This window comes from Stenotrophomonas sp. 2YAF26 (genome assembly GCF_052114625.1).
GTDB classification, from domain to species: Bacteria; Pseudomonadota; Gammaproteobacteria; order Xanthomonadales; family Xanthomonadaceae; genus Stenotrophomonas; species Stenotrophomonas indicatrix.
Genome location: NZ_JBFRFC010000002.1, coordinates 191,248 through 214,024, shown reverse-complemented (window position 1 = coordinate 214,024; position 22,777 = coordinate 191,248). Strand labels below are relative to the sequence as shown.

At 66.2% G+C, this 22,777-nt stretch carries 18 protein-coding genes; 4 read left to right on the top strand and 14 right to left on the bottom strand.

The window, feature by feature from the left end:
* Nucleotides 1–111: 111 nt before the first annotated feature.
* Nucleotides 112–1,014, bottom strand: a complete 903-nt coding sequence (locus tag AB4Y98_RS03315; protein ID WP_442243759.1) for a peptidylprolyl isomerase — start codon at nucleotides 1,012–1,014, stop codon at nucleotides 112–114.
* A gap of 130 nt (nucleotides 1,015–1,144) precedes the next feature.
* On the opposite strand from AB4Y98_RS03315, the gene AB4Y98_RS03310 reads away from it, so the two are divergent.
* The 3 genes from AB4Y98_RS03310 (at nucleotide 1,145) to AB4Y98_RS03300 (ending at nucleotide 4,060) form a co-directional block, all read left to right on the top strand.
* Entirely contained in the window at nucleotides 1,145–2,614 is a 1,470-nt protein-coding gene (locus AB4Y98_RS03310; RefSeq protein WP_442243758.1) for a hypothetical protein, read from the top strand.
* A 94-nt stretch (nucleotides 2,615–2,708) separates the two neighbouring features.
* The gene (locus AB4Y98_RS03305; protein WP_032975774.1) at nucleotides 2,709–3,074 is read left to right on the top strand and encodes a PadR family transcriptional regulator; all 366 of its coding nucleotides are present in this window, start codon (nucleotides 2,709–2,711) and stop codon (nucleotides 3,072–3,074) included.
* Nucleotides 3,071–4,060 carry a sensor domain-containing protein gene (locus AB4Y98_RS03300; RefSeq protein ID WP_442243757.1) on the top strand — a complete coding sequence of 330 codons (990 nt, stop codon included), beginning with the start codon at nucleotides 3,071–3,073 and terminating at the stop codon, nucleotides 4,058–4,060. Before AB4Y98_RS03305 ends, AB4Y98_RS03300 begins: the two co-directional genes overlap by 4 nt.
* 158 nt (nucleotides 4,061–4,218) lie before the next feature.
* On the opposite strand, the gene AB4Y98_RS03295 is transcribed toward AB4Y98_RS03300, so the two are convergent.
* On the bottom strand, nucleotides 4,219–5,526 hold the full coding sequence (locus tag AB4Y98_RS03295; RefSeq protein WP_025877691.1) for a polyhydroxyalkanoate depolymerase: 1,308 nt from the start codon (nucleotides 5,524–5,526) through the stop codon (nucleotides 4,219–4,221).
* Nucleotides 5,527–5,612: 86 nt separating this feature from the next.
* A complete protein-coding gene (locus tag AB4Y98_RS03290; protein WP_313249177.1) occupies nucleotides 5,613–6,209 on the bottom strand; it encodes a class I SAM-dependent DNA methyltransferase in 597 nt (198 codons plus the stop codon).
* 148 nt (nucleotides 6,210–6,357) lie between these two features.
* On the opposite strand from AB4Y98_RS03290, the gene AB4Y98_RS03285 reads away from it, so the two are divergent.
* The gene (locus tag AB4Y98_RS03285) at nucleotides 6,358–6,813 is read left to right on the top strand and encodes a CopD family protein (RefSeq protein ID WP_099844244.1); all 456 of its coding nucleotides are present in this window, start codon (nucleotides 6,358–6,360) and stop codon (nucleotides 6,811–6,813) included.
* 484 nt (nucleotides 6,814–7,297) lie between these two features.
* Here the strand turns inward: AB4Y98_RS03285 and AB4Y98_RS03280 are convergent, their stop codons facing one another.
* The 11 genes from AB4Y98_RS03280 to AB4Y98_RS03230 form a co-directional block, all read right to left on the bottom strand.
* Complete coding sequence (locus tag AB4Y98_RS03280) at nucleotides 7,298–8,257, bottom strand: acetyl-CoA carboxylase carboxyltransferase subunit alpha (RefSeq protein ID WP_025877686.1); 960 nt, start codon at nucleotides 8,255–8,257, stop codon at nucleotides 7,298–7,300.
* A 129-nt stretch (nucleotides 8,258–8,386) separates the two neighbouring features.
* Nucleotides 8,387–9,250 carry a hypothetical protein gene (locus AB4Y98_RS03275; RefSeq protein ID WP_442243756.1) on the bottom strand — a complete coding sequence of 288 codons (864 nt, stop codon included), beginning with the start codon at nucleotides 9,248–9,250 and terminating at the stop codon, nucleotides 8,387–8,389.
* A gap of 58 nt (nucleotides 9,251–9,308) precedes the next feature.
* The gene (dnaE, locus tag AB4Y98_RS03270; RefSeq protein WP_223494640.1) at nucleotides 9,309–12,887 is read right to left on the bottom strand and encodes a DNA polymerase III subunit alpha; all 3,579 of its coding nucleotides are present in this window, start codon (nucleotides 12,885–12,887) and stop codon (nucleotides 9,309–9,311) included.
* A gap of 215 nt (nucleotides 12,888–13,102) precedes the next feature.
* The gene (locus AB4Y98_RS03265) at nucleotides 13,103–13,774 is read right to left on the bottom strand and encodes a ribonuclease HII (RefSeq protein ID WP_312785767.1); all 672 of its coding nucleotides are present in this window, start codon (nucleotides 13,772–13,774) and stop codon (nucleotides 13,103–13,105) included.
* Nucleotides 13,771–14,973 (bottom strand): lipid-A-disaccharide synthase, encoded by a 1,203-nt coding sequence (gene lpxB / locus AB4Y98_RS03260; protein WP_312108547.1) that lies wholly within the window; start codon nucleotides 14,971–14,973, stop codon nucleotides 13,771–13,773. The genes AB4Y98_RS03265 and lpxB overlap by 4 nt, the downstream gene beginning before the upstream one ends.
* Before the next feature lie 53 nt (nucleotides 14,974–15,026).
* Nucleotides 15,027–15,818 (bottom strand): acyl-ACP--UDP-N-acetylglucosamine O-acyltransferase, encoded by a 792-nt coding sequence (gene lpxA, locus AB4Y98_RS03255; protein ID WP_312785768.1) that lies wholly within the window; start codon nucleotides 15,816–15,818, stop codon nucleotides 15,027–15,029.
* 19 nt (nucleotides 15,819–15,837) lie between these two features.
* Nucleotides 15,838–16,293 carry a 3-hydroxyacyl-ACP dehydratase FabZ gene (gene fabZ, locus AB4Y98_RS03250; RefSeq protein ID WP_025877675.1) on the bottom strand — a complete coding sequence of 152 codons (456 nt, stop codon included), beginning with the start codon at nucleotides 16,291–16,293 and terminating at the stop codon, nucleotides 15,838–15,840.
* Nucleotides 16,290–17,312, bottom strand: coding sequence for a UDP-3-O-(3-hydroxymyristoyl)glucosamine N-acyltransferase (gene lpxD / locus AB4Y98_RS03245; RefSeq protein ID WP_223494642.1), 1,023 nt, complete (start codon nucleotides 17,310–17,312; stop codon nucleotides 16,290–16,292). Before lpxD ends, fabZ begins: the two co-directional genes overlap by 4 nt.
* A 422-nt stretch (nucleotides 17,313–17,734) precedes the next feature.
* On the bottom strand, nucleotides 17,735–20,098 hold the full coding sequence (gene bamA, locus AB4Y98_RS03240; RefSeq protein ID WP_165376689.1) for an outer membrane protein assembly factor BamA: 2,364 nt from the start codon (nucleotides 20,096–20,098) through the stop codon (nucleotides 17,735–17,737).
* A 74-nt stretch (nucleotides 20,099–20,172) separates the two neighbouring features.
* Entirely contained in the window at nucleotides 20,173–21,531 is a 1,359-nt protein-coding gene (gene rseP / locus AB4Y98_RS03235) for an RIP metalloprotease RseP (RefSeq protein WP_312107861.1), read from the bottom strand.
* Nucleotides 21,532–21,586: 55 nt separating this feature from the next.
* Nucleotides 21,587–22,777: a 1-deoxy-D-xylulose-5-phosphate reductoisomerase gene (locus tag AB4Y98_RS03230; RefSeq protein ID WP_223494644.1), complete on the bottom strand. Its 1,191-nt coding sequence runs from the start codon at nucleotides 22,775–22,777 to the stop codon at nucleotides 21,587–21,589.

Below are 22,777 nucleotides of genomic sequence, written 5' to 3'. Positions count from 1 at the left end.
CGGCCGGCGGAACGTTTCTTTTGGTTACTTTTCTTTGCGTACAAAGAAAAGTAACGCCCATGAACAGTGAAGCACCTTCAGCACGCGCCACGCGCAGAACCCGCGACGGCGTTACTTCACCGGCACCGGAATATTGCAGAGATCGATATGCCCGGCCGGGCGCTTGTAGAAATCATCCGCGCGATTGCGCCGCGCTTCGACCGTATCGGCGAAGGTCTTCGAATCGGTACGCAGTACCTGGATCGGTGTGCGCTCGGCCGCAGGCACATCGTTGACGCGACGGATCGACACGATCGGCGTGCGCAGCTTCGGGTCAGTGTAGAAGCCCATCGGTGCCGGTCCACGCGGGATCGCGCTGAGCAGCTCCATGCCCTTCAGCACGCGGCCGACCAGGGTGATGTTGCGGTCCAGCTGGCGCGGCGATTGGCCGGTAACCACATACAGTTCGGCGCCGATGCTGCTGTCTTCCTCGTTGCTGCGGCCCGCACCCAGCATGCCGTAGCAGTGTGCCAGCCAGGCTTTGCCGGCCTGCGGGTCCTGACCGACCGGGAAGCCATCGACGAAGCCGGTCTGCGCTGCCCAGCCATCGCGATCCGGCAGCACGCTCACCTTCAAACCGCTGTCGGCACGCTCGAATTCGGCCGGCAGCTTGCGCTGCGCGCTGCCGAACGGTTTGGCCTTGGCTGCATCGTCGGCGTCGGCATCGCCGAACTGCACCACGAAGTTGTCCTGCGAGCGGTAGATGCTGGTGCCGTCCCAGAAGTGCTCATGGGCGAAGGTCTGGATGTTGCCGACATGGCGCGGGGCGAACTGCGGCGCCAGTTCGATGATCACCCGTCCGGCCGGCAGGTCCATGTACAGCAGGTTGGCCGGGTCCGGCGTGCGCCAGTCGCTGGCCGCCGATGCGTCGAGGATCTGCTGCGGGCTGCGGTAGGGCGTGGCCGCGCTGGCGAGTGCGGGCAGCAGGAAGGCGAGGGCGAGAGTGGTCAGGGCAAGACGGCGGCGGTGCGACATGGGATCCCCGGAGCATGAACGAGGCCTCGATTCTGCGCGAGTCGCTGCTCTTGCGCCAATCCTGCAGACTGGCTGTCGCGCCGCCCCTGCGGCACGATGTGCTTCCTTTGCATGGATGCACGAAATGCCAATGCTGGATCCAGGGGCCGAACTGCAGGCGGTGGTCGATGGCTATCTGAAAGGCTATATCGAACCCGGCGAAGACGGTGCCGGCTGGCTGCATTCGCAGTCGCCACGGATGCTCGTCGATCTCGATGGCCGCCGGCGCAGTTGGTGGGCGCCGCGGAACAGTGAGCTGCTCGACTGCCTTCAGGTCAGTCCGCAGGCACCAGCCGCAGTGCAGGCGGCTGCGTTGTTTCTCGCCGGCGCGGACGGCAATGGTCGCACGCGTCAGGCGGCGCTGCAGCGGATGGACGCCCTTGCAGGACATCTGACGCTTTCCAGTGCGTTGCTGCGCTGCAATGACTGGGTCCCCGAGGTGCGGGTTGTAGCCCAGCAGGTGGTGGAAGTTCTGCTGTCCCGCTGCAGCATCGACGACGTGCTGGCAGCGTGGCCGCTGGCGGTTCGCTTGCAGGATGCGCAGCGGGTGGATGCCGATTGGCGCAGGGATACGCTGGAGGGCTGGCTGTCGGCGCCCTCGCAGCGGGCAGTGCTGGGTGGCCTGCTCGTCCATCGTGACTCACGTACGCGGCTGAGCGCCCATGCGATCGCCTTCGATGTCCACCCGGAGCGTGTGGCGATCCGTGCGCGCGCGCTGCGGGACAGCGATCCGCGCATTGCACGCATGGCCTTCCAGGACCTTCTCGATGAGGGCGACCCATCGCAGGTGCTGGAGCAGTGCAGGGGCGCGCTGACGGCTCCCTCCAGCCAAGTGCGCGCGTCGGCCCTGCGTACGTTGGTGGCGCATGAGGTGGAGGGGATCGACGTGTTCGTCGAGGATGCACTGTTCGACCGTGCACGGGCTGTCCGCAGTCTGGCGGCATTTCTGGTGCGGCAGCGCCACGCAACGCCGGCCATCGAGCTGTGGCGCAATGCATTGGCACAGCAGACAGCGGGGCGCTGGCGCGTGGCGCTGGAAGCGCTGGCCGACCATGCCGTCGCTGAGGACGTTGCACTGTTGCGGTCGCTGTATCCACGGGTGGCGGCGCGCCATCGGCGGAATTGTGTACGAGGCTGGATACGGGCCGAGGGCGGCGCAGGCCTGGCGTTGCTGCGCGTTGCGCTGGAGGAGCCAGGGCGAAGCATCCACGAACTGTTGACCCACGCACAGGCGGACTGGGTAGCCGAACTGGACGCCGCCCGGCTGCTGGCGTTCTGCCACGACGGTCCTTCCCCGGTGGCTCAGACCGGGCTGCTGCGGCTGCTGCCCCACATGCCGTTGTGGCAGCATCTGGAACTTCTGCTGGACGCGGTACCGCAGAGGCATGACGAACGTGCATGGCATCTGCGCCTGGTGGAGAACTGGCTTCGTGTGAGCGAGGGTTACTCACCGCTGTCGGCAGCGCGCCGACAGGCCCTGCTGACCCGCCTTGAACACGGTGGGCACGACCTCTCCAATGCAATGGCACAGCGGCTGGCCGAGGCGGTCCGCCAAGCCTGACGCGGCCGGTGCCCAACCGGCAGAGTGACTAACGACACATTCGCTATACCGAACTTCGCACTACTGTTGACTTCAACGTAGTGGAGGGCCGGTCATGTCCGAGGACGATGTCCACCTGAAGAAGTTCCAGAAGGAGCTAAGCGCCGGCACCGTGTCGCTGGCCCTGCTGGCAGTGCTGGCCCGCGCCGGTGAGCCGCTGTACGGCTACCTGATCGCCAAGGAGCTGGAACGGGTGGGCGAGGGCGTGCTCAGTGGCAAGCAGAGCGCGCTGTACCCGGTGCTGCGCAACCTGGAGGGCGCCGGCCTGCTGGAGAGCCATGTGGAGCCGTCCAGCAGCGGGCCGCCGCGCCGCTACTACCGCATCAACGCACGTGGCCGGGAGGTGCTGCAGCAATGGCGCCAGGCCTGGCGCGACACCCGTGATTCCGTCGATTCCGTGTTGGAGGGGGTACCGCAATGAACGACCTGGACCTGGCAGGCAACCGTCTGCCCAGCACCATCCCGCAGTACCTGGCGCAGCTGCGTGCCGCGCTGGACGGTGCCGATCCGGCGATGGTGCAGGACGCCCTGTACGACGCCGAGGAATACCTGCGCTCGGAACTGGCGGCGCAACCCGGCCGCAGCGAAGCCGAGGTCATCGCCGACGTCGCCGGCAGCTACGGTGCACCGGACGAGGTGGCGGAGATCTATCGCGAAACCGAGCTCACGGTGAACCGCGCGCTGCGTACGCCGCGGGCCGACACGGGCCCGGTGCTGCGTGCAGCGGCCGAGGCCAGCGGTGCTGCACCGGCGGCACAGCCCGCAGCGCCCGTGCACCGCTCGCTGCTGGCGCGCTTCTTCGGCGTGGTGACGGACCCGCACACCTACGGCGCGCTGTTCTACATGCTGTTGTCGCTGGCCACCGGCATTTTCTTCTTCACCTGGGTGGTCACCGGCCTGTCGTTGTCGCTGGGACTGCTGATCCTGATCATCGGCGTTCCACTGACCGTGCTGTTCTTCGGCTCGGTACGTGGACTGGCGCTGCTGGAAGGGCGGTTGGTGGAAGCGCTGCTGGGCGAGCGCATGCCGCGTCGGCCGCAGTACACCGACCGCAGCCGCAGCTGGCTGCAGCGCATCGGTGACATGTTCACCGATGGCCGCACCTGGCTGACCCTGCTGTACTTCGTGCTGATGCTGCCGCTGGGCATCATCTACTTCACCATCGCGGTGACCCTGCTGTCGCTGTCGCTGGGTTTGATCTGGGCGCCGGTGGCGGCGATCTTCAGTGGCGACATCCCCGGCATCTACATCAACGACGTGAACGTGCTGCCGATGGCGGCCTCACCGCTGGTGGCCATCGTGGTTGCAGGGGTGGGCGTGTTGTTGCTGCTGCTGACGATGCACCTGGCACGCGGCATCGGCAAGCTGCACGGCATGCTGGCCAAGAACCTGCTGGTGCGGTTGTAAGGGCATGGGCCCAGAACGCTTGGCGCGGACGCGTGCTGGAGCAGAGCCCCCTGAGTCAGGGGGCGGCCGCGAAGCGGCGGGGGATTGGATGAATGGTGCGGCGGGGGCCCACGATGCGCGCAGCGCATCGTGGGAGCGACAGCGCGAATGCGATGGTGCTACCCGGCCTTGCGGCGCAGCGGGGTGACGTTGCTCTTCTTCTTCGTGGCCTTCGCTGCCGGGGCTTCGGCATGCGCGGCGAAGAAGTCACGCACCTTCGGGTAGACCACTTCGCGCCAGCGGCGGCCGCTGAAGATGCCGTAATGGCCTGCACCATCCACGATGAAGTGTTCACGGCGCTCGGCCGGAATACCGCTGCACAGTGCCTGCGCCGCTTCGGTCTGGCCGAGGCCGGCAATGTCATCCAGTTCGCCTTCGATGCTCAACAGCGCGGTATCACGGATTGCCGACGGGTCGACCTTTTCGCCATTGACCACCCACTCGCCACGCGGCAGCAGGAAGTCCTGGAACACCACGGAGATGGTGTCCAGGTAGTACTTGGCCGGCATGTCCAGCACCGCGTTGTACTCGTCGTAGAAGCGACGGTGCGCGTCGGCATCTTCCAGGTCGCCCTTCACCAGGTCGGTGTAGAAATCCCAGTGCGAGCTGAAGTGGCGGCTGGGATTCATCGACAGGAAGCCGGCGTGCTGCAGGAAACCGGGATACACGCGGCGGCCGGCACCGGGATAGCTGGCCGGTACGGTGTGGATGACGTTGTTCTCGAACCACGACAACGGGTTCTGCGTGGCCAGGTTGTTGACCGCGGTCGGGCTGCAGCGCGCATCGATCGGGCCACCCATCATCACCAGCGTGCGCGGTGTCGGTTCGCCGCGGCTGGCCATCAATGAAACCGCAGCCAGCACCGGTACGGTGGGCTGGCAGACACTCACCACGTGCAGGCGCTCGACGCCAAGATGGCGGATGAACTCCTGGATGTAGGCGATGTAGTCGTCCAGCCCGAACTCGCCCTCGCTGCCGGGCACCATGCGAGCGTCGACCCAGTCGGTCACATAGACGCGATGGTCGCGCAGCAGCGTGCGCACGGTGTCGCGCAGCAGCGTGGCGTGATGGCCCGACAACGGCGCCACCACCAGCACGAACGGCTGGTTGAGCATGGTGTGCAGCTGGTCGGCTTCATTGCTGTGGCGCTTGAAGCGCAGCAGCTTGCAGAACGGCTTGCTGAGTTCCTCGTGCACCACGATCGGCACGCGCTCGCCCTCGACCTCGATTTCGTTGATGCCCCATTCGGGCTTCTCGTAATCCTTGCCGATGCGATGGAACAGCTCATTGACCGCGGCCAAGCGATCAGCGCCGGGCATCTGCGACCACCAGTGTCCCTGGTTGGCGAAGAACTTGGCGTTGGCCTGGGCCTGGTGCACCCAAGGGGCGAGCAGGTTGCGGGTCAGTTCGTGCAGTTGATAGAGCATGCCGACCGAATATGTATGGTCTTATGTTGCCGCGCAGCATAGCGCATCCGACTGTCCCGGACGTTAAGCAGACGCACTGCCCGTATTCAGCGGGCCGCCTGTTCCAGCGCAGTCGCTTCGGTGGCCAGCGCTGGCCCCAGCCAGAGGTGGGACCCCACTGCCTGCAGGCCCTGCCGAGCCAGCTCGCGCCGGTACCAGCGGGCCGGACGCGACTGGAAGCCGTCATGGTCGCCCTCGAATTCATCTTCGGCGGCGAAGGTCTCCAGGAAGGCCACGCCTGCGGTCAGCTCGGCGACACCGGCCAGGCCTGCGCGAAGTTCGCGGTTGGGCACGTAGTGCATCACGTCCGAACAGACCAGCAGGTCGACCGGGGCGCAGGGCCGCAGCCAGGCGAAATCGCCGAAGCTGGCCAGGTGCAGGTTGCGGGTCCGGCCGTAGCGGCGCACAGCGTACTCGCTGCTGTCGAAACCGAGGTATTCGACCTTCGGACGCAGTTTCAGCAGCGGCGCGCGCCACGCACCTTCGCCGCAGCCGATATCCAGCACGCTGCGGATCGGTCGTTCCAGGTAGTACTCGGCCGTCGCCACGGCGAGGGCGACCTTGCGCGCCAGGCGCGCGCTGCCGCCGATGTCGGCGTGCCGGTACCAGCGCTGGAAGTAGGCGGCGTCGTAGGTCTTGTCCATGGCGTTCGGGTGCAGTCGTGAAATCGGCGCCTATCGTACGGTGTTGCACCACACTATGCGTCGATGTGTCGCGGCGGTTGCACGTGAGGCGGCCTCGTCAGCGCATGCGAGAATGGCGGACATCCACGCCAGCCGCCGGAGCGAGCGCATGCAGAGCTATTACTGGGTCAAGACCTTCCACATCGTGTTCGTGGTGGCATGGATGGCCACGGTGTTCTACCTGCCGCGCATCCTGGTGAACCTGTCCGAGACGGCGGGGCAGCCGGCGGTGGTCGAGCGCCTGCAGCTGATGGGCATGCGCTTGTACCGCTTCGGCCATTCGATGTTCGGCCTGGCGTTCGTGCTAGGCCTGGTGCTGTGGCTGGGCTACAAGGTGATTCCGGATTTCCCGACCATGGTCGCCCCGGGGGGCGCGGGATGGCTGCACGCCAAGCTGGGCCTGGTGGTGGTGCTGCTGGCGTACTTCATCTGGATCGGACGCCTGCTCAAGGGCGTGGCCAGGGGCAGGGCGCTGCCGTCGTCGCGCGCGCTGCGCTGGATCAACGAGATCCCGCTGCTGGCGTTCATCCCGATCGTCTGGCTGGTGCTGGCCAAGCCGTTCTGAGATCTGGAGCTCTCGAACATGTCACTTTCTTGCTCGTGCAAGAAAGTAACCAAAGAACACGCCGCCAGGTCGCGAGCCGGTGCTACGCACCGGTGCCCTGTGCTTCTCGGTCAATCAGGGGACGGCGCCGAACTCGCTGCGCTCAGACATCGGCGCCTCTACGCCCCTGATTCCCCTGCGATGCTCGGCTCGCTAAAAGGCGGACCCAACGTCAAACGCCACACCTGCACCCAGTAGATCCACGCCATGCGTGGATGCTTTTCGCTCTGCTTTCCCAATCCGCCTTCAAGCGAGCCGAGCACCGGAGGTCCGGCAAGGGCGTAGAGGCGCGGATGTTTGAGCGTAGCGAGTCCCGCGCCGTCCCTTGGCGGACTGAGGAGCGCAGGGAACCGGTGTGCAGAGCACACCGGCTCGCGGCTGGCGGAGCGTTTCTTTTGGTTACTTTTCTTTTCGCGAAAAGAAAAGTAACGCCTCGAGCAGAGGCTTACGCCGCTTCGTAAGTACCGTAGCTGCGCAGGCGCTTGTAGCGCTGGTCCAGCAGCTCTTCGGTGGACAGCGCGTCCAGCGCGTCCAGCTCGTTCAGCAGCACGGCCTTCAGCCGCTTGGCCATCTGCGTCGGGTTGCGGTGGGCGCCGCCGGTCGGCTCGCGCACGACCTTGTCGACCAGGCCCAGGCCCTTCAGGCGCGGCGCGGTCAGGCCCAGCTGCTCGGCAGCATCCTTGGCCTTGCCGGCATCCTTCCACAGGATCGAAGCACAGCCTTCCGGGGTGATGGTCGAGTACACCGCGTATTCCAGCATCACGGTACGGTCGCCCACGCCCAGCGCCAGCGCGCCACCGGAGCCGCCTTCACCGATCACGGTGCAGATGATCGGCACCTTCAGTTCGGCCATTTCGATCAGGTTGCGCGCGATCGCTTCGGACTGGCCGCGCGACTCGGCATCGATGCCCGGCCAGGCGCCGGCGGTATCGATCAGGGTCAGCACCGGCAGGCCGAAACGCTCGGCCATCTTCATCAGGCGCAGGGCCTTGCGGTAGCCCTCCGGCTTGGGCATGCCGAAGTTGCGCTTGATCTTTTCCTTGGTGTCGCGGCCCTTCTGATGGCCGATGACCATCACCGAGCGACCATTGATGCGAGCCAGGCCGCCCATGATCGCCTTGTCGTCGGCGAAGGCACGGTCGCCGGCCAGTTCCTGGAACTCATCGCAGATGATGCGGATGTAGTCGGCGGTGTACGGGCGCGACGGATGGCGGGCCAGCTGCAGCACCTGCCACGAGGTCAGGTTGCGGAAGATCTGTGCGGTGCGCACGCGCAGCTTGTCCTGCAGCGCATGCACTTCGGCCTCGACATTGACCGCCGGCCCGGCACTGGCGTTGCGCAGTTCCTGGATCTTGGCTTCCAGGTCGGCGATGGGTTGCTCGAAGTCGAGGTAGTTCGGATTCATCGGAAGCCGTCGTGTAAAGAAGAGGGGAATTCTAGCCGAATGCGCAGGAACGGCCCGTACGCCTTCGTCTGGAAGCCGACGGTAGCGCAGTGGGGGCCGGCGGCGCCAGTCGGTCCGCCGGCCGCCGGTTCAGGGCAGGACCAGCGCGCTGCGGGCCATTTCGGTACTGCGGATCGTCACGAAGTCGTTGTAGGCCTGGTTGGCCGCCACAGGCAGCTTCGCGCCCAGCGTCATGGTGGCCTGGGTGAAGGCCATCTGCGCCTGGAAGTCTTCCTTGCGCAGGGCCTTCTGCTCGCTGGCCGTGGTGGCCTTCAGCCAGCGGGCATAGATGTCGCGCACCGGACCGGCATGGGCCTCGAAGGCCGGGTCCAGCGCGGGCAGCGCCGGCGCCGGTTCCAGCGTGTAGGCCGGGGCCACGTAGCCGGCGGGCCGCTCGCGCTTGTAGGCACCGGGTTCGCCCATGCTGGCCTCGATGTAGGTGGTGAACTCGGGCGCGGTGAAGATCTTGGTGCTGATCCGGCCGCCGGTCGAGTCCACGTGCGCAACCACCTGCTCCTCGGGGAACGGCTCGCGCACGCCGAAGTTCCAGGTCTTGTCGATGAACAGGCCGTGGTGCTTTTCGAACGGCCCCTTGAACTCGACGCCGCCCAGCTCGATGCCCAGGCCGCTGACGCCGAAGTTCTTCAGCTTGTCCTCGCCGGTCACATAGATCTCGCGCGCGGTCACGTATTCGCTGAGGCTGGGATTGATCAGGCCGCCGCGGCCATCGGCGTAGACGATGAAGCGCACATCGCCCAGGCGGTCGGTATGCAGGTGATGCTCACCGGCAGCCAGGCTGATCGGTCGCGACGCGTGCGCGGCCACCGGCAGGTCCTTGCCATCGATGCTGATCGCCAGCGGCGCATCGGTCGGGTTGTCGATCTCGAAATCGACCTTGGAGGAACAGCCAGCCAGCGCGAGCGCGGCCATCATCGGCAACAGCAGGTTCTTCATTACGGGCAATCGTCCTTGACGTATGCAGCGGGAAAGCGGAAACGGGGTGGGGCCAGCCTCAGCTGGCCCATGGCGGGCTGTAGCGCACCTTCAGCGTGCGCACTGCCGGTTCGGCGCGCAGCGCCTCCATCAGCTTGGAATCGACGCGCACCGCGCTCTGCCCGGAAACATCGAGCATGCCGGCGATGCCGCCATCGGGTCCCTTCAACAGCAGGTCCAGGCGCAGGGGCGTGCGGCCGGGGCGATGGCGGTCGAGCAGGGCATCGATGCGCTCCCACACCGGTCGCTGCTGGCGCAGGTCCAGGCGCAGCGACAGGCGCGTGGCGTAGTTCGCACAGACCTCGTCGAAGTCCCAGCACTGGCGGATGCGCAATGCGAAGCCGCCGTTGAACTCGTCTTCGCGCAGGCCGCCCTTGACCACCAGGATACGGTCCTTGGTCATCAGGTGGCCGAACTCGGCCATGGCATCGGAGAACGCGCTGCATTCGACGCGGCCACGACCATCCTCCAGCTGGATGAAGATCTGGCTCTCGCCCTTGCGGCGCACGCCGACCACCTGGCCGGCAAGCACGGTCTGCACTTCCGGACGCCAGCGCTTCTCGCCGCCACCACTGTTGCTGTTGGCGCTCCAGATCTTTTCCACCGAGCCGAGGTCGGTGCCGACCAGATCGCGCACATCATCGCGCCAAGGATCGAACGGGTGGCCGCTGAGGTAGAAGCCCAGCGTGTCGCGCTCGCCGTTGAGGCGCTGCAGCAACGGCCATTCGTCGGTTTCCTGCAGCTCCAGGTGGATGGCCTGCACGCCTGGCTCGGGGCCGCCGAACAGCGAGTTCTGGCCGGACGCACGTTCGCGCGCCATCTGTTCGGTGGCCTTGATCACTTCCGGCAGCTGCAGCATCAGCGAGGCACGGTTGTGGCCCAGCTCATCCAGCGCACCGCAGTTGATCATTGCTTCCAGCGTGCGCCGGTTGAGCTTGGCCGAACCGATGCGGGTGCAGAAGTCGAGCAGGTCGGTGTAGTCGCCGCCGCGCAGGCGCTCGTCAACCACCGCTTCGCAGGCACCCTGGCCGACGCCCTTGATCGCGCCCAGGCCGTACTGGATCGTGTCCGGCGTGGCCGCTTCAAACATGAAGGCGGACTGGTTCACCTTCGGCGGCAGCACGGTCAGGCCGAGGTTGCGCACCTCATCCAGGAATCCGACCACCTTTTCGGTGTTGTCCATGTCCGAAGACAGCGTCGCGGCCATGAACTCGGCCGGGTAATGGCGCTTGAGCCAGGCGGTCTGGTAACTCACCAGCGCGTAGGCGGCGGCGTGTGATTTGTTGAAACCGTAGCCGGCGAACTTCTCCATCAGGTCGAAGATCGCATCGGCCTTGGCTTCGCCGACGCCGTCCTTGGCCGCACCTTCGCGGAAGATCTCGCGGTGCTTGGCCATTTCCGCCGGCACTTTCTTGCCCATCGCACGGCGCAGCAGGTCGGCGCCGCCCAGCGAGTAGCCGCCGACGATCTGCGCCATCTGCATCACCTGCTCCTGGTACACCATGATGCCGTAGGTGTCGCGCAGGATGCGCTCAGTGCGCGGATCGGGATACTCCACGTCTTCGCGCCCGTGTTTGCGGTCGACGAAGGAGGGAATCAGGTCCATCGGGCCGGGTCGGTACAGCGACACCAGCGCAATCAGGTCTTCGAAACGGTCGGGCTTGGCGTCTTTCAGCAGGCGGCGCATGCCCGAGGATTCGAACTGGAACACCGCACCGGTATTGCCCGACGCGAAGATGTCCTTGTAGGTGGGCGCATCGTCCAGCGGCAGCTGGGTGATATCCACCGGCGGAATGCCGGCGCGCTCGTGACGCTTGTTGATCGCCTTCACTGCCCAGTCGATGATCGTCAGCGTACGCAGGCCGAGGAAGTCGAACTTCACCAGGCCCACTTCTTCAACGTCGTTCTTGTCGAACTGGGTGACCGGATTCTTGCCGCGGCCATCTTCATCGTGTTCGGCGAACAGCGGGCAGAACTCGCTCAACGGCTCGGGCGCGATCACCACGCCACCGGCGTGCTTGCCGGCGTTGCGGGTCAGGTCTTCCAGCTGCCGCGCCAGGTCGATCAGGTCGCGGACGTCGTCCTCGCTCTGGTAGCGCTGGATCAGCTCGGGCGAAGCCATCTCGCTGTCCTTGCCCTCACCCATCGCATCCTTCAGCGAGATGCCGAGGATGTTCGGGATCAGCTTGGCGACGCCGTCGACCAGGCCGTAGGGGAAGCCGAGCACGCGGCCGGAATCGCGCACCACCGCCTTGGCTGCCATGGTGCCGTAGGTGATGATCTGGCTGACCCGCTCGCGGCCATACTTGCGCGCAACGTAGTCGATGACTTCGTCGCGGCGGTCCATGCAGAAGTCGATGTCGAAGTCGGGCATCGACACGCGTTCGGGGTTGAGGAAGCGCTCGAACAGCAGGTTGTACGGCAGCGGGTCCAGATCGGTGATCTGCAGTGCCCATGCCACCAGCGAGCCGGCACCGGAACCACGGCCCGGGCCGATCGGGATGCCCTGCGCCTTGCCCCACTGGATGAAGTCGGCCACGATCAGGAAGTAGCCGGGGAAGCCCATCTTGATGATGGTGTCCAGCTCGAACTCGAGGCGGTCGCTGTAATCCTGCGCGGTCATGCCGGGCGCGATGGGATTCTTTTCCAGGCGTGCGGCCAGGCCCTTGCGCGATTCGCTGCGGATCCAGCTGTCCAGCGTCTCCTCGTCCGGCACCGGATAGTCGGGCAGGAAGTAGGTGCCCAGGCGCATCTCGATGTTGCAGCGCTCGGCCAGAGCCAGCGTGTTGTCGATCGCATCGGGAATGTCGGCAAACAGCGCGCACATCTCTTCGGCCGACTTCAGGTACTGCTGGTCGCTGTACTCGCGCGGGCGCTTGGGGTCATCCAGCACGCGGCCGGTGGAGATGCACACGCGTGCTTCGTGCGCGCTGAAATCGGACGGCGACAGGAAGCGGACGTCGTTGCTGGCAATCACCGGCAGACCACGCTGCCCAGCGGCCATCAGCGCGAACTGGTTGAAGCTCTCTTCGCCATCGCGGCCGGTGCGGGTCAGCTCCAGGTGCAGGCCGTCGCCGAACACGCGCTGCCAGTCGGCCAGCTGCTGCTCGGCCAGATCGTGCTTGCCATCCAGGGCCAGGCGCCCGGCCAGGCTCTCGCGGCCGGCCAGGGCGAACAGGTTGGCGTTGCCGGCCTTCAGCCAGTCCGGGTGCACGGCGACGCCGCCCTCGGGGCGATGGCCTTCCATCCAGGCACGGGTCAGCAGACGCGACAGGCTCAGGTAGCCCTCTCGGTCGCGGCACAGCAGGGTCATCCGCCACGGGTCCTGCCCTTCCTCGGCGATCATCACGTCGGCGCCGGCGATGGGCTTGATGCCCACACCTTCGGCTGCCTTGTAGAACTTGACCAGGGCGAACAGGTTGTTGAGGTCGGTTACCGCCAGCGCAGGCAGGCCGAGTTCGACCGAGCGCGACAGCAGGTTGGCCTGCTTGGCCTTCTTCGGGTCAGCCTGGTCCGGCTTGGCCGGCACGCGGATGGTCGAGTCCGCCAGCGAGAACTCGGTGTGGACGTGGAGATGTACGAAGCGGGAGTTGGACATGCCGGACCAGGTTGGAGCGCGCAGGCCCCGGGTGCAGACGCGGGAATCGTCGCCGGGGTCGGGAAGCGCTGGAGTGCCCGGTCAGGGTAGCGAGGGCAGGGGGTTGCGACAAGGACTTGACGGTGCGCGATATCGCGAATGTCGCCGGGCATGGCCCGGCGCTACCGAGGGCGTTCATGTTGCCGTGGTAGCGTCGGGCCACGCCCGGCGACCGTTCAGGCGATCGCGGTGGCGGCGGCCACAGCCGGCGGCGTTTCCAGGCACTCGCGCACCGGTGCGAAACTGCGCCGGTGCTCCGCGCACGGGCCATGCTCACGCAGGGCGGCCAGATGCGCCGGGGTGCCGTAGCCCTTGTGCTGGTCGAAGCCGTACTGCGGGTGGCGTGCGTGCAGGTCCAGCATGTAGCGGTCGCGCGAGACCTTGGCCAGGATCGAGGCCGCCATGATCGCGCGGTCGATGCCATCGCCGCCGACCAGCGCCTGCGCCGGCAGCACCAGTCCCTTGGGCACCACGTTGCCGTCGATACGGGCGAAGCCGGCCACGTGGGCCACCGCCGCGACGACATCGCGCATGCCCTGCAGCGTGGCTTGATAGATGTTCAGGCGATCGATGGCTTCCACGTCCACCAGCACCACGTGCCAGGCCAGGGCGCGGTCGAGGATGCGGTCATGCAGCTGCTCGCGGCGGGCTGCGGTCAGCTGCTTGGAATCATCCAGGCCGTTCAGTCGTGGCCGCTGTGGATCGAACACCACTGCTGCCACCGCGACAGGGCCGGCCAGCGGTCCCCGGCCGGCTTCGTCTACACCGGCGATGCGATGGCCGGGATCGATCACCGCAGCGCCATCGAACAGGGCCAGGCTGGCCGCTGCGGCATGCCGGCGGCTCATGCTTTTTCCTGGCCACGGATCAGCAGTTCGCCGACAGCATCGGCTGCGCGCGCCGACGCGTTGCGACGCAGGCGTTCATGCAGGCGCGTGTAGGTTCCCTGCAGGTCGGCGATCCGCTGCGGGTGGTCGAACCACTGCTGGACGGCGGCGGCCAGTTTCTCCGGCGTGCAGTCGTGCTGCATCAGCTCTGGCGCCAGGTCCTGGCCGGCAAGGATGTTGGGCAGGGCGAAGCGGTCGACCTTGATCAACCCCAGCGCCTTTACCAATCGGTACGTCAGTTCGTTGACCCGGTAGCCGACCACCATCGGTCGCTTCACCAGCATCGCTTCCAGGGTCGCAGTGCCTGAGGCCAGCACCACAACGTCGGCGGCGATCATCGCGCTGCGCGCCTGGCCGTCCAGTACATGCGAATAGGCCACCGGCAGCGCCGAGCGTGACAGCTGCTCCTCGATCAGGCGTCGGCAGGCCGCATTGGCCGCCGGCACCACCACGTGCAGGCCGGGAATACGCTCGGACACCTGCCAGGCGGCCTCGAAGAAGGCTTCTCCGAGCTTGGAGATCTCGCCCAGTCGACTGCCGGGAAGCACGGCCAGCACCTTGGCCGAGGCGGGCAGGCCGAGTTCGATCCGGGCCGCTTCACGGTCGACATGCAGCGGGATGTCATCGGCCATCGGATGGCCGACAAAGCGCGCATCGATGCCGTGCTTGGCGTAGATCGGTGGTTCCATCGGGAACAGGCACAGCACCAGGTCCGCGCTGCTGCCGATCTTCTCGGCACGCTTCTCGCGCCATGCCCACACCGAGGGGCTGACGTAGTGCACGGTGCGCACGCCACGCTGTTTCAGCCAGCGTTCGATACCCAGATTGAAGTCCGGAGCGTCGATACCGATGAACACATCGGGTTGCCACTCCAGCGCACGCTGGCGGAAGGCCGAACGCAGCTTGAGCAGGCGCGGCAGATGGCGCAGTACTTCGGTCAGGCCCATCACTGCCAGTTCGCTGGCGTCATGCCAGGTCTGGCAGCCGGCGCTGCGCATGGCATCGCCGCCGATGCCGGCGAATTCGGCATGCGGGAAGCGGGCCTTCAGTTCGCGAATCAGGCCCGCACCGAGCAGGTCGCCGGAAGCTTCACCGGCGACCAGCGCGATCCGCAACGGACGATCGCTCAGCACCCGATGGGCAGGCACGCTGCCGGCCATCGAGGCCAGCGAAATCACCTCGGCGCCGGCCGGCGCCTGGCCGGTCGCGCTGCTCATCGCAGCAGGTGCCTCTCGGTGTGTTCGATGAAGTCCAGCATCGACTTTACGTCGTCGCTGTCGCGCGCCTGCTCGGCCAGCTGCGCCTTGGCTTCGGCCAGCGGCAGGCCCGCCACGTACAGCGTGCGGTAGGCGCGCTTGATGGCGGTGATGCGCTCGGGGTCGAAACCGCGGCGCTTCAGGCCCTCGCTGTTGATGCCGCGCGGGCGGCCCAGCGAGTCGGTGCCGACCATCGTGAACGGGGGCACGTCGCCATTGGTCAGCGCGCCCATGCCGAGGAAGGCGTGCGCACCGATGCGGCAGAACTGATGCGCACCGGCGAAGCCGCTGATGATCACGTAGTCACCCACCGTCACGTGGCCGGCCAGCGTGGTGTTGTTGGAGAACACGCAGAAGTTGCCGACGTGGCAATCGTGGGCTACGTGCGTGTAGGCCAGCATCCAGTTGTCATCGCCGATGGTGGTGATGCCGCCACCGCCGCCGGTGCCACGGTTGAGGGTGACGAACTCGCGGAACACGTTGCGGTCGCCGATCACCAGTTCGGTGCGTTCACCGCCGTACTTCTTGTCCTGCGGTTCGCCGCCGACCGCGACATGGCCGATGAAACGGTTGTCGCGGCCGATCCGGGTCGGGCCATGGATGCTGCAGTGCGGACCGACGTCGGTGCCGGCACCGATCTCGACGTCCGGCCCGATGATCGTGAACGCGCCCACGCGGACGTCGTCGGCCAGGCGTGCCGACGGATCGATCACGGCGGTGGGATGGATCAGGGGGGCGTTGTCGCTCATCTCGGTCCTCCAGCCAGGGTCATTCGCGGGTGCCGGCGCACAGCACCTCGGCGCAGGCAACGACTTCGCCGTCGACCTTGGCCACACAGTCGTACACGGCCATGTTGCGGATCACGCGCTTGATCTCGACGTGCATCTCCAGCACGTCGCCCGGCACCACCTGCTTGGTGAAGCGGGCCTTGTCGACCTTGACCATGTAGAACAGCTTGGACTGCGCATCGCGGCCCAGCGTCAACTGGGTCAGCACGCCGCCGGCCTGGGCCATGGCTTCGATGATCAGCACGCCGGGCATGATCGGCTGGCCGGGGAAGTGGCCCTGGAAGAACGGCTCGTTGATGCTGACGTTCTTGGTCGCGACGATCGTGCGCTTCTCGTAGTCGATCGACACCACCTTGTCCACCAGCAGGAACGGGTAGCGGTGCGGAAGCAGCGTCTGGATCTGCGCCATGTCCGGCAGGGTCTGGGTGTGGCTCATTCTTTCTCCTTGCTCACAGACAGGATGCGACGGGCCAGTGCATCGAGCTGCTTGAAGCGCGCGGCATTCTTGCGCCACGTGCGGTTGTCGGTCAGGGGCGTGCCGGAGGAGTACTCGCCCGGCTCGGTGATGGAGTTGCGGACCACCGATTTGCCGGTGATCACGACCTTGTCGCAGATTTCAAGATGACCGACGACGCCAACGGCGCCGCCGAGCAGGCAGTAACGGCCGATCTTGGCGCTGCCGGCAATGCCGGTGCAGCCGGCGATGGCCGAGTGGGCGCCGATCTGCACGTTGTGTGCGATCTGCACCAGGTTGTCCAGGCGGACGTCCTCGGCCAGCACGGTGTCTTCCAGCGCGCCACGGTCAACACAGGTGTTGGCGCCGATCTCGCAGTCGTCGCCGATGCGCACGCCGCCAAGCTGCGGCACCTTGATCCATTTGCCAGCGTCCATGGCCAGGCCGAAGCCATCGGCGCCCAGCACGGCGCCGGGGTGGATGCGCACGCGCTTGCCCAGCTTGACGCGGGTGACCAGGGTGACGCGGGCGATCAGTTCGCAGCCGCTGTCGAGGGTGCAGTCTTCGCCGATGATGCTGCCGGCGCCGATGATGCAGTTCTCGCCGATGACGCTGCGTGCGCCGATGGTGACGAACGGACCGACGTGGGCGCTGGCGGCGACCTGCGCCTGCGGATCGATCACCGCGCTGGGATGGATGCCGGGCGGGCGGGTCGGGGCGATGTCGAACAGCGCGCCGATCTTGGCAAAGGTGGTGTAGGGGTCCTTGGCAACCAGCGCGGTGCCGGGAGCTGCATCGGCATCCTCGGCGCGCAGCACCACGATGCCAGCCTGGCTGTCGGCCAGCTGGGTGCGGTAGCGTGGATTGGCAAGGAAGGTCAGCTGGCCGGCACCGGCATGGGCGAGGGTGGCCACGCCATGGATGGCGGTGCTCGGGTCGCCATGGACCTGCAGGCCGAACTGATCGGCGAGTTGCTGGGCGGTGTAGGTAGGAGTATTCACGGCGGGAGTTTAACGTGTGACGCCATTGCGGTCATGCGGGAGCAAAAGCCGGCGCCTGGCTGACCGTGGGGCGATGGCGCAGGGGGCTTGCCCAGGACACGCCGTAAACCCATCCCTGGGGGCTCGATGGCGCCATCCATGGCGCCAACGGTCCTAGTCAGCCCCCTGCGCCATCGCCGGATAGTCTTCCGCGCGCGAGCGGATCCAACGTCCACAGTCGCCTGCAGCGCCGAGCCATACTCGGCTCACCGCGCGTCAGCGTGCGCTTCAATAACGAAAACGCCGGGCAATGCCCGGCGATTCGAGACCCGTCTGGTGGAAAGCCCCCCTTCTGTTAAGGGGGGCGCGCCAGCGGCGCGGGGGATAGGTGAAATGCGCGGGCAATTCACCGGAGGTGGATCAGTTCTGAGGAACGTCGTTCCTCAGAACTGGCCACCGAACGTGAATTGCAGACGTTCGATCTCGTCGCCGTCCTTCTTCTTCAGCGGGAACGCATAGCTGATCGAGATCGGGCCGACCGGGGCGCGCCACAGCAGGGCCACACCGGTGGACACGCGCAGTTCGTTGGCCTTGAAGTTGTCAGTGCCGTTGTAGACGTTGCCGAAGTCGACGAAGGCCGACACGCGGGCCGACGGGCTGTCGAACAGGCGCGGGAAATAGGCCTCGACCGAACCGACGGTCTTCAGCGAACCGCCCAGCGGCTGGCCGTTCGGGTAACCGCTGGTGACTTCACGCGGGCCGAGGGTGTTGTCCTCGAAACCACGCACCGAGTTGGTACCACCGGCGTAGAAGTTCTCGTAGAACGGCAGGCCCGACGCGGTGACGGTACGGGTGGTGCCATCGCCGTTGTCGATCACGCGGGTCTTGTCATTGCCGTAGGCATCGCCGTAGCCGATTTCGGCGCGGGTGTTGATCACCAGCGAGGGGATGATCGGCCAGTACTTGCTGATCTGGTAGTTCAGCTTGTAGTACTCGATGGTCGAACCCGGCAGGGTGGTTTCCAGGCCCACGCGCTGGTAGGTACCGCGGGTCGGCATGAAGTAGTCGTTGCGCGAGTCGCGCGCCCAGCCCAGTTCCGTGCGCCATGCATGGAAGGTGCGGCTGCCGACGGCATCGATGTAATCGATGATCGACTTCGGGGTCGAGCCCGCGTAGGTGGTGATCTGGTTGCTGTCGATGCCGAACATCAGCGAGACGGTGTCGGTCTCGGTGATCGGCACGCCGAATACCACCTGCGCCGAACCATTGGTGCTGTTGTACTGCGCGGTGTTGAAGTCGGAGTAGTCCAGTTCGCGCCAGGACAGGTTGTAACCCAGCGAGACGCCGTCATCGGTGAAGTACGGGTTGGTGTAGCTGAAGCCGTAGCGCTGCAGGTAGCTGCTGCGCGAGGCTTCGACCGACACGCGGTTGCCGCCGCCCAGGAAGTTGTTCTGCGACAGCTGCACCGAGGTGGTCATGCCGTAGGACTGCGAATAGCCCAGGCCGAACACGAAGCTGCCCGAGGTGGTTTCCTTGACGTTGTAGACGACGTCGACCTGGTCGTTGCTGCCGCTGACGGCCGGGGTTTCCACTTCGACGCCTTCGAAGTAGCCCAGGCGCTGCAGGCGGATCTTGGAGCGGTCGATGGCCGCCTGCGAGTACCAGCTGTTCTCGAACTGGCGCATTTCGCGACGCATCACTTCGTCGGAGGTGCGGGTGTTGCCCTTGAAGATGATGCGGCGGACGGTCACGCGCGGGCCGGGAACGACCTGCATGTTGACCGCCACGGTCTGCTCGGCGCGGTTGGTGGTCGGAATCGGGTTCACCTTGGCGAAGGCATAACCGATGTTGGACAGCGAGTTGGTGATCGAGTCGGAGCTGAATTCCAGCAGCGCACGCGAGAACGTGTCGCCGGATTTCTGCACGACCATGCGCTCGACGTCTTCCTGCGGCAGGATCGTATCGCCGCTGACCTTGATCTCCGAGATCTTGTACTGGTCACCTTCGGTCACGCCGGCGGTGATGAACATGTCGCGCTTGTCGGGGCTGATCGAGACCTGCGTCGAGTCGATGCTGAAGTCGACATAGCCGCGGTCCAGGTACCAGGAGTTGAGCTTCTCCAGGTCGCCGGACAGCTTTTCCTTGGAGTACTGGTCGTCACGGCGGTACCACGACGCCCAGTTGTGCTCCTTGGACTCCCAGTACTCCAGGATGTCCTTGCTGTCGTACTTCTCGGTGCCGACGATGTTGACGTGGCGGATCTTGGCCGCCTTGCCTTCCTTGATCGCGATGGCGATGTCGACACGGTTGCGGTCCAGCGGACTCACCGTCGGGGTGATGTCGACGGTGTATTTGCCACGGTCATTGTACTGGCGGCGAAGTTCCTGGGTTACGCGATCCAGGCTCAGGCGATCGAAGGTGCCGCCTTCGGTCAGGCCGATGTCGGACAGGCCCTTGAGCAGCTGGTCGGACTTGATGTCCTTGTTGCCGGTGACGGTCAGCTTGTTGATCGCCGGACGTTCCTTGACGGTCACCACCAGGATGCTGCCCTGGCGATCCAGCTGCACATCTTCGAAGAAGCCGGTCTTGTACAGGGCGCGGATGGTCTCGCCGACCTTGCTGTCTGTGACCGTCTCGCCACGCTCGACCGGCAGGTAGGTGAACACCGTACCGGAGCTGATGCGCTGCAGGCCGTCGACGCGGATGTCGCTGACAGTGAAGGGCTCGGCTGCCTGGGCCAGGGCGGGGGCGCCGGTGACGGCGGCGAGGGCGAGGGCCAGCAGGCGGCGATTGGGGAGTCGCGTCATGTCACGTCCGGTAGGAAGGTCGATTTCATTGGTAAGGGATGCCGACGCTGTAGACGGCAAAAACATGGAAAAGTTCATCGCGGGACCAGGCCGAGGATGTCGTTGTAGAACGCCAATCCCATCAGCCCGGCCAGCAACGCCAGGCCGATGTATTGGCCGGCGGCGACGGCACGCTCGCTCAGCGGGCTGCCCTTGACCAACTCGATAAGGTAATACAGCAGGTGGCCGCCGTCCAAGATGGGGATCGGCAGCAGGTTGATGATGCACAGGCTCAGCGACAGCAGGGCGAGGAACTGGATGAACCAATCCACGCCACGTTTGGCCGAAATATTGGCGACCCGGGCAATGGTGACCGGGCCGGAAACGTTCTGCAGCGAGGCTTTGCCGGTGACGATCCGGCCCATCATGGCCAGTGAGTCGGCGGCCATCCTGCCGGTTTCACGCACCGCCACCGTCACGGACTGCAGTGGGCCGAACTTGAGCAGGGTGTCGTAGGCGGGGCTGTAGCTCTCGGCAAACCCCGCGCCGATCTGCCAGGTGGGCTGGCCCTTGCCGTCCTTGCCCTGACGCGGGGTGATCTCCAGCGCCAGGCGCTCGCCACCACGCAGCACCTCGATCATCGCCGGGCCACCGCGGCGGCCCAGGCTGCCCACTTCGCTGATGGCCTGCTCGACGCTGTCGATGCGCTGCCCATCGATCGCCACGATCAGATCGCCAGTCTGCAGGTGACCCTCCGCAGCCGAACCCTTCACGATGTTGTCCACCAGCGGGGGCTGCAGCCACGCACGCCAATACACGCCGGCCAGGATCGGAACCCGGCGTTCATCGAAACCAGCCGGCAGCTGCGACAGCGGCAGGGTACGCGCGCGCAGCTGGTCTGCGGGGTCGAGGACCTGCAGGGTCACGTCGCGACGGTCCATCGCCGCCGCGGTAAGGGCCATGCTGGCCTCACCCAGGGTGATCACATCGCGGCCGTCCACGCTCAGCAGGCGATCGCCGCTGCCGAGCCCGGCCGTGGCGGCCATGCCGGTAGCGCGGCCGACGGTTGCGGAATAGTCCTGCTTGCCGATCACGAACATCGCCCACAGCAGCAGGATGCACAGCAGCAGGTTGGCGATCGGGCCGGCCGCGACGATGGCGATGCGCTGCCACACGGTCTTGTGGTTGAAGGCCTGGCCACGTTCGTGCGGATGGACCTCGACTTCGCGTTCGTCGAGGAATTTCACATAGCCGCCCAGCGGGATGGCGGCAATGGCGAACTCGGTGCCATGGCGGTCACGGCGCGACCACAGCGGACGGCCGAAGCCTACCGAGAAGCGCAGCACCTTGACCCCGCACAGGCGCCCGACCCAGTAATGCCCGAATTCGTGGAAGGTGACCAGCAGCCCAAGGCTCACGATCATCCACCAGACCGATCCGATGAAGTCAGTCATGCAGGTTCACATTGGCGGACACGGGCGGCGGCGTCATACGGGATGGGTGCGCTGTTCAGGTGGCGGCGATGGCGTTCAGGGTCAGCTGGCGGGCCCGCTGGTCGGCGGACAACAGAACCTCAAGTGTATCGGCTGGTTCGGTCGGCAGTGTTGAAAGAGCGTTAGCAACCAGCGTCGGAATGGTCAGGAAGCCTATGCGGCCCTGAAGAAACGCTGAAACAGCCTCTTCGTTGGCGGCGTTCAGCACGGCCGGGGCGGTACCACCGGCGCGCATCGCCTGCCACGCCAGGGCCAGGCAGGGGAAGGCGTCAGTGTCGGGAGCCTCGAAATCCAGCCGGCCCTGGGCGAGCAGGTCCAGCCCGGAGACGCCCGATTCGATCCGTTGCGGCCAGCCCAGGCCCACGGCCAGGGTGGTGCGCATGTCTGGCAAGCCCATCTGCGCCAGTGTGGAGCCGTCAACGAACTCAACCAGTGAATGCACCAGGCTCTGCGGGTGCACCAGTACCTCGATGCGCTCGCCGGGGATGCCGAACAGATGGTGGGCCTCGATCACTTCCAGGCCCTTGTTCATCAACGTCGCCGAATCGACCGAGATCTTCGGCCCCATCGACCACTTCGGGTGCGCCACGGCCTGGGCCGGGGTGACCTGCTCCAGTTCGGCGCGGCTGCGCCCGCGGAATGGTCCACCCGAGGCGGTCAGCAGGATGCGGCGCACGCCGGCACCGTCGAGGCTGGCATCACGTGAACGCAGGCACTGGAAGATCGCACTGTGCTCGCTGTCGATCGGGATGATCTCGGCGCCGGCACGTTCGGCGGTACGGGTCAGCAGTTCGCCGGCCAGCACCAGCGATTCCTTGTTGGCCAGGAGGATGCGCTTGCCGGCCGCAGCGGCGGCCAGGGTCGAGGACAGGCCGGCGGCGCCGACGATCGCGGCAACCACGGTGTCGCAGGCGTCACTGGCCGCCAGCTGGTCCAGAGCGGCATGGCCGGCGTGGGCCTGGGTGGCCAGGCCGGCATCGCGCAGGCCGTCACGCAGTTCCGCATACAGGGTTTCATCGGCGATCACCGCATGCGCGGGCCGGTGCTGCCGGCACAGGGCCAGCAGTGCCTGTACCTGGCGACCGGCGGCGAGCACGGTGGCCTGGTAACGCAGCGGATGGCGGGCGATCACGTCAAGCGTGGAGGCACCAATCGAGCCGGTGGCGCCGAACACGGCGACCCGGCGCAGGTCTGCAGCAGCATCCAT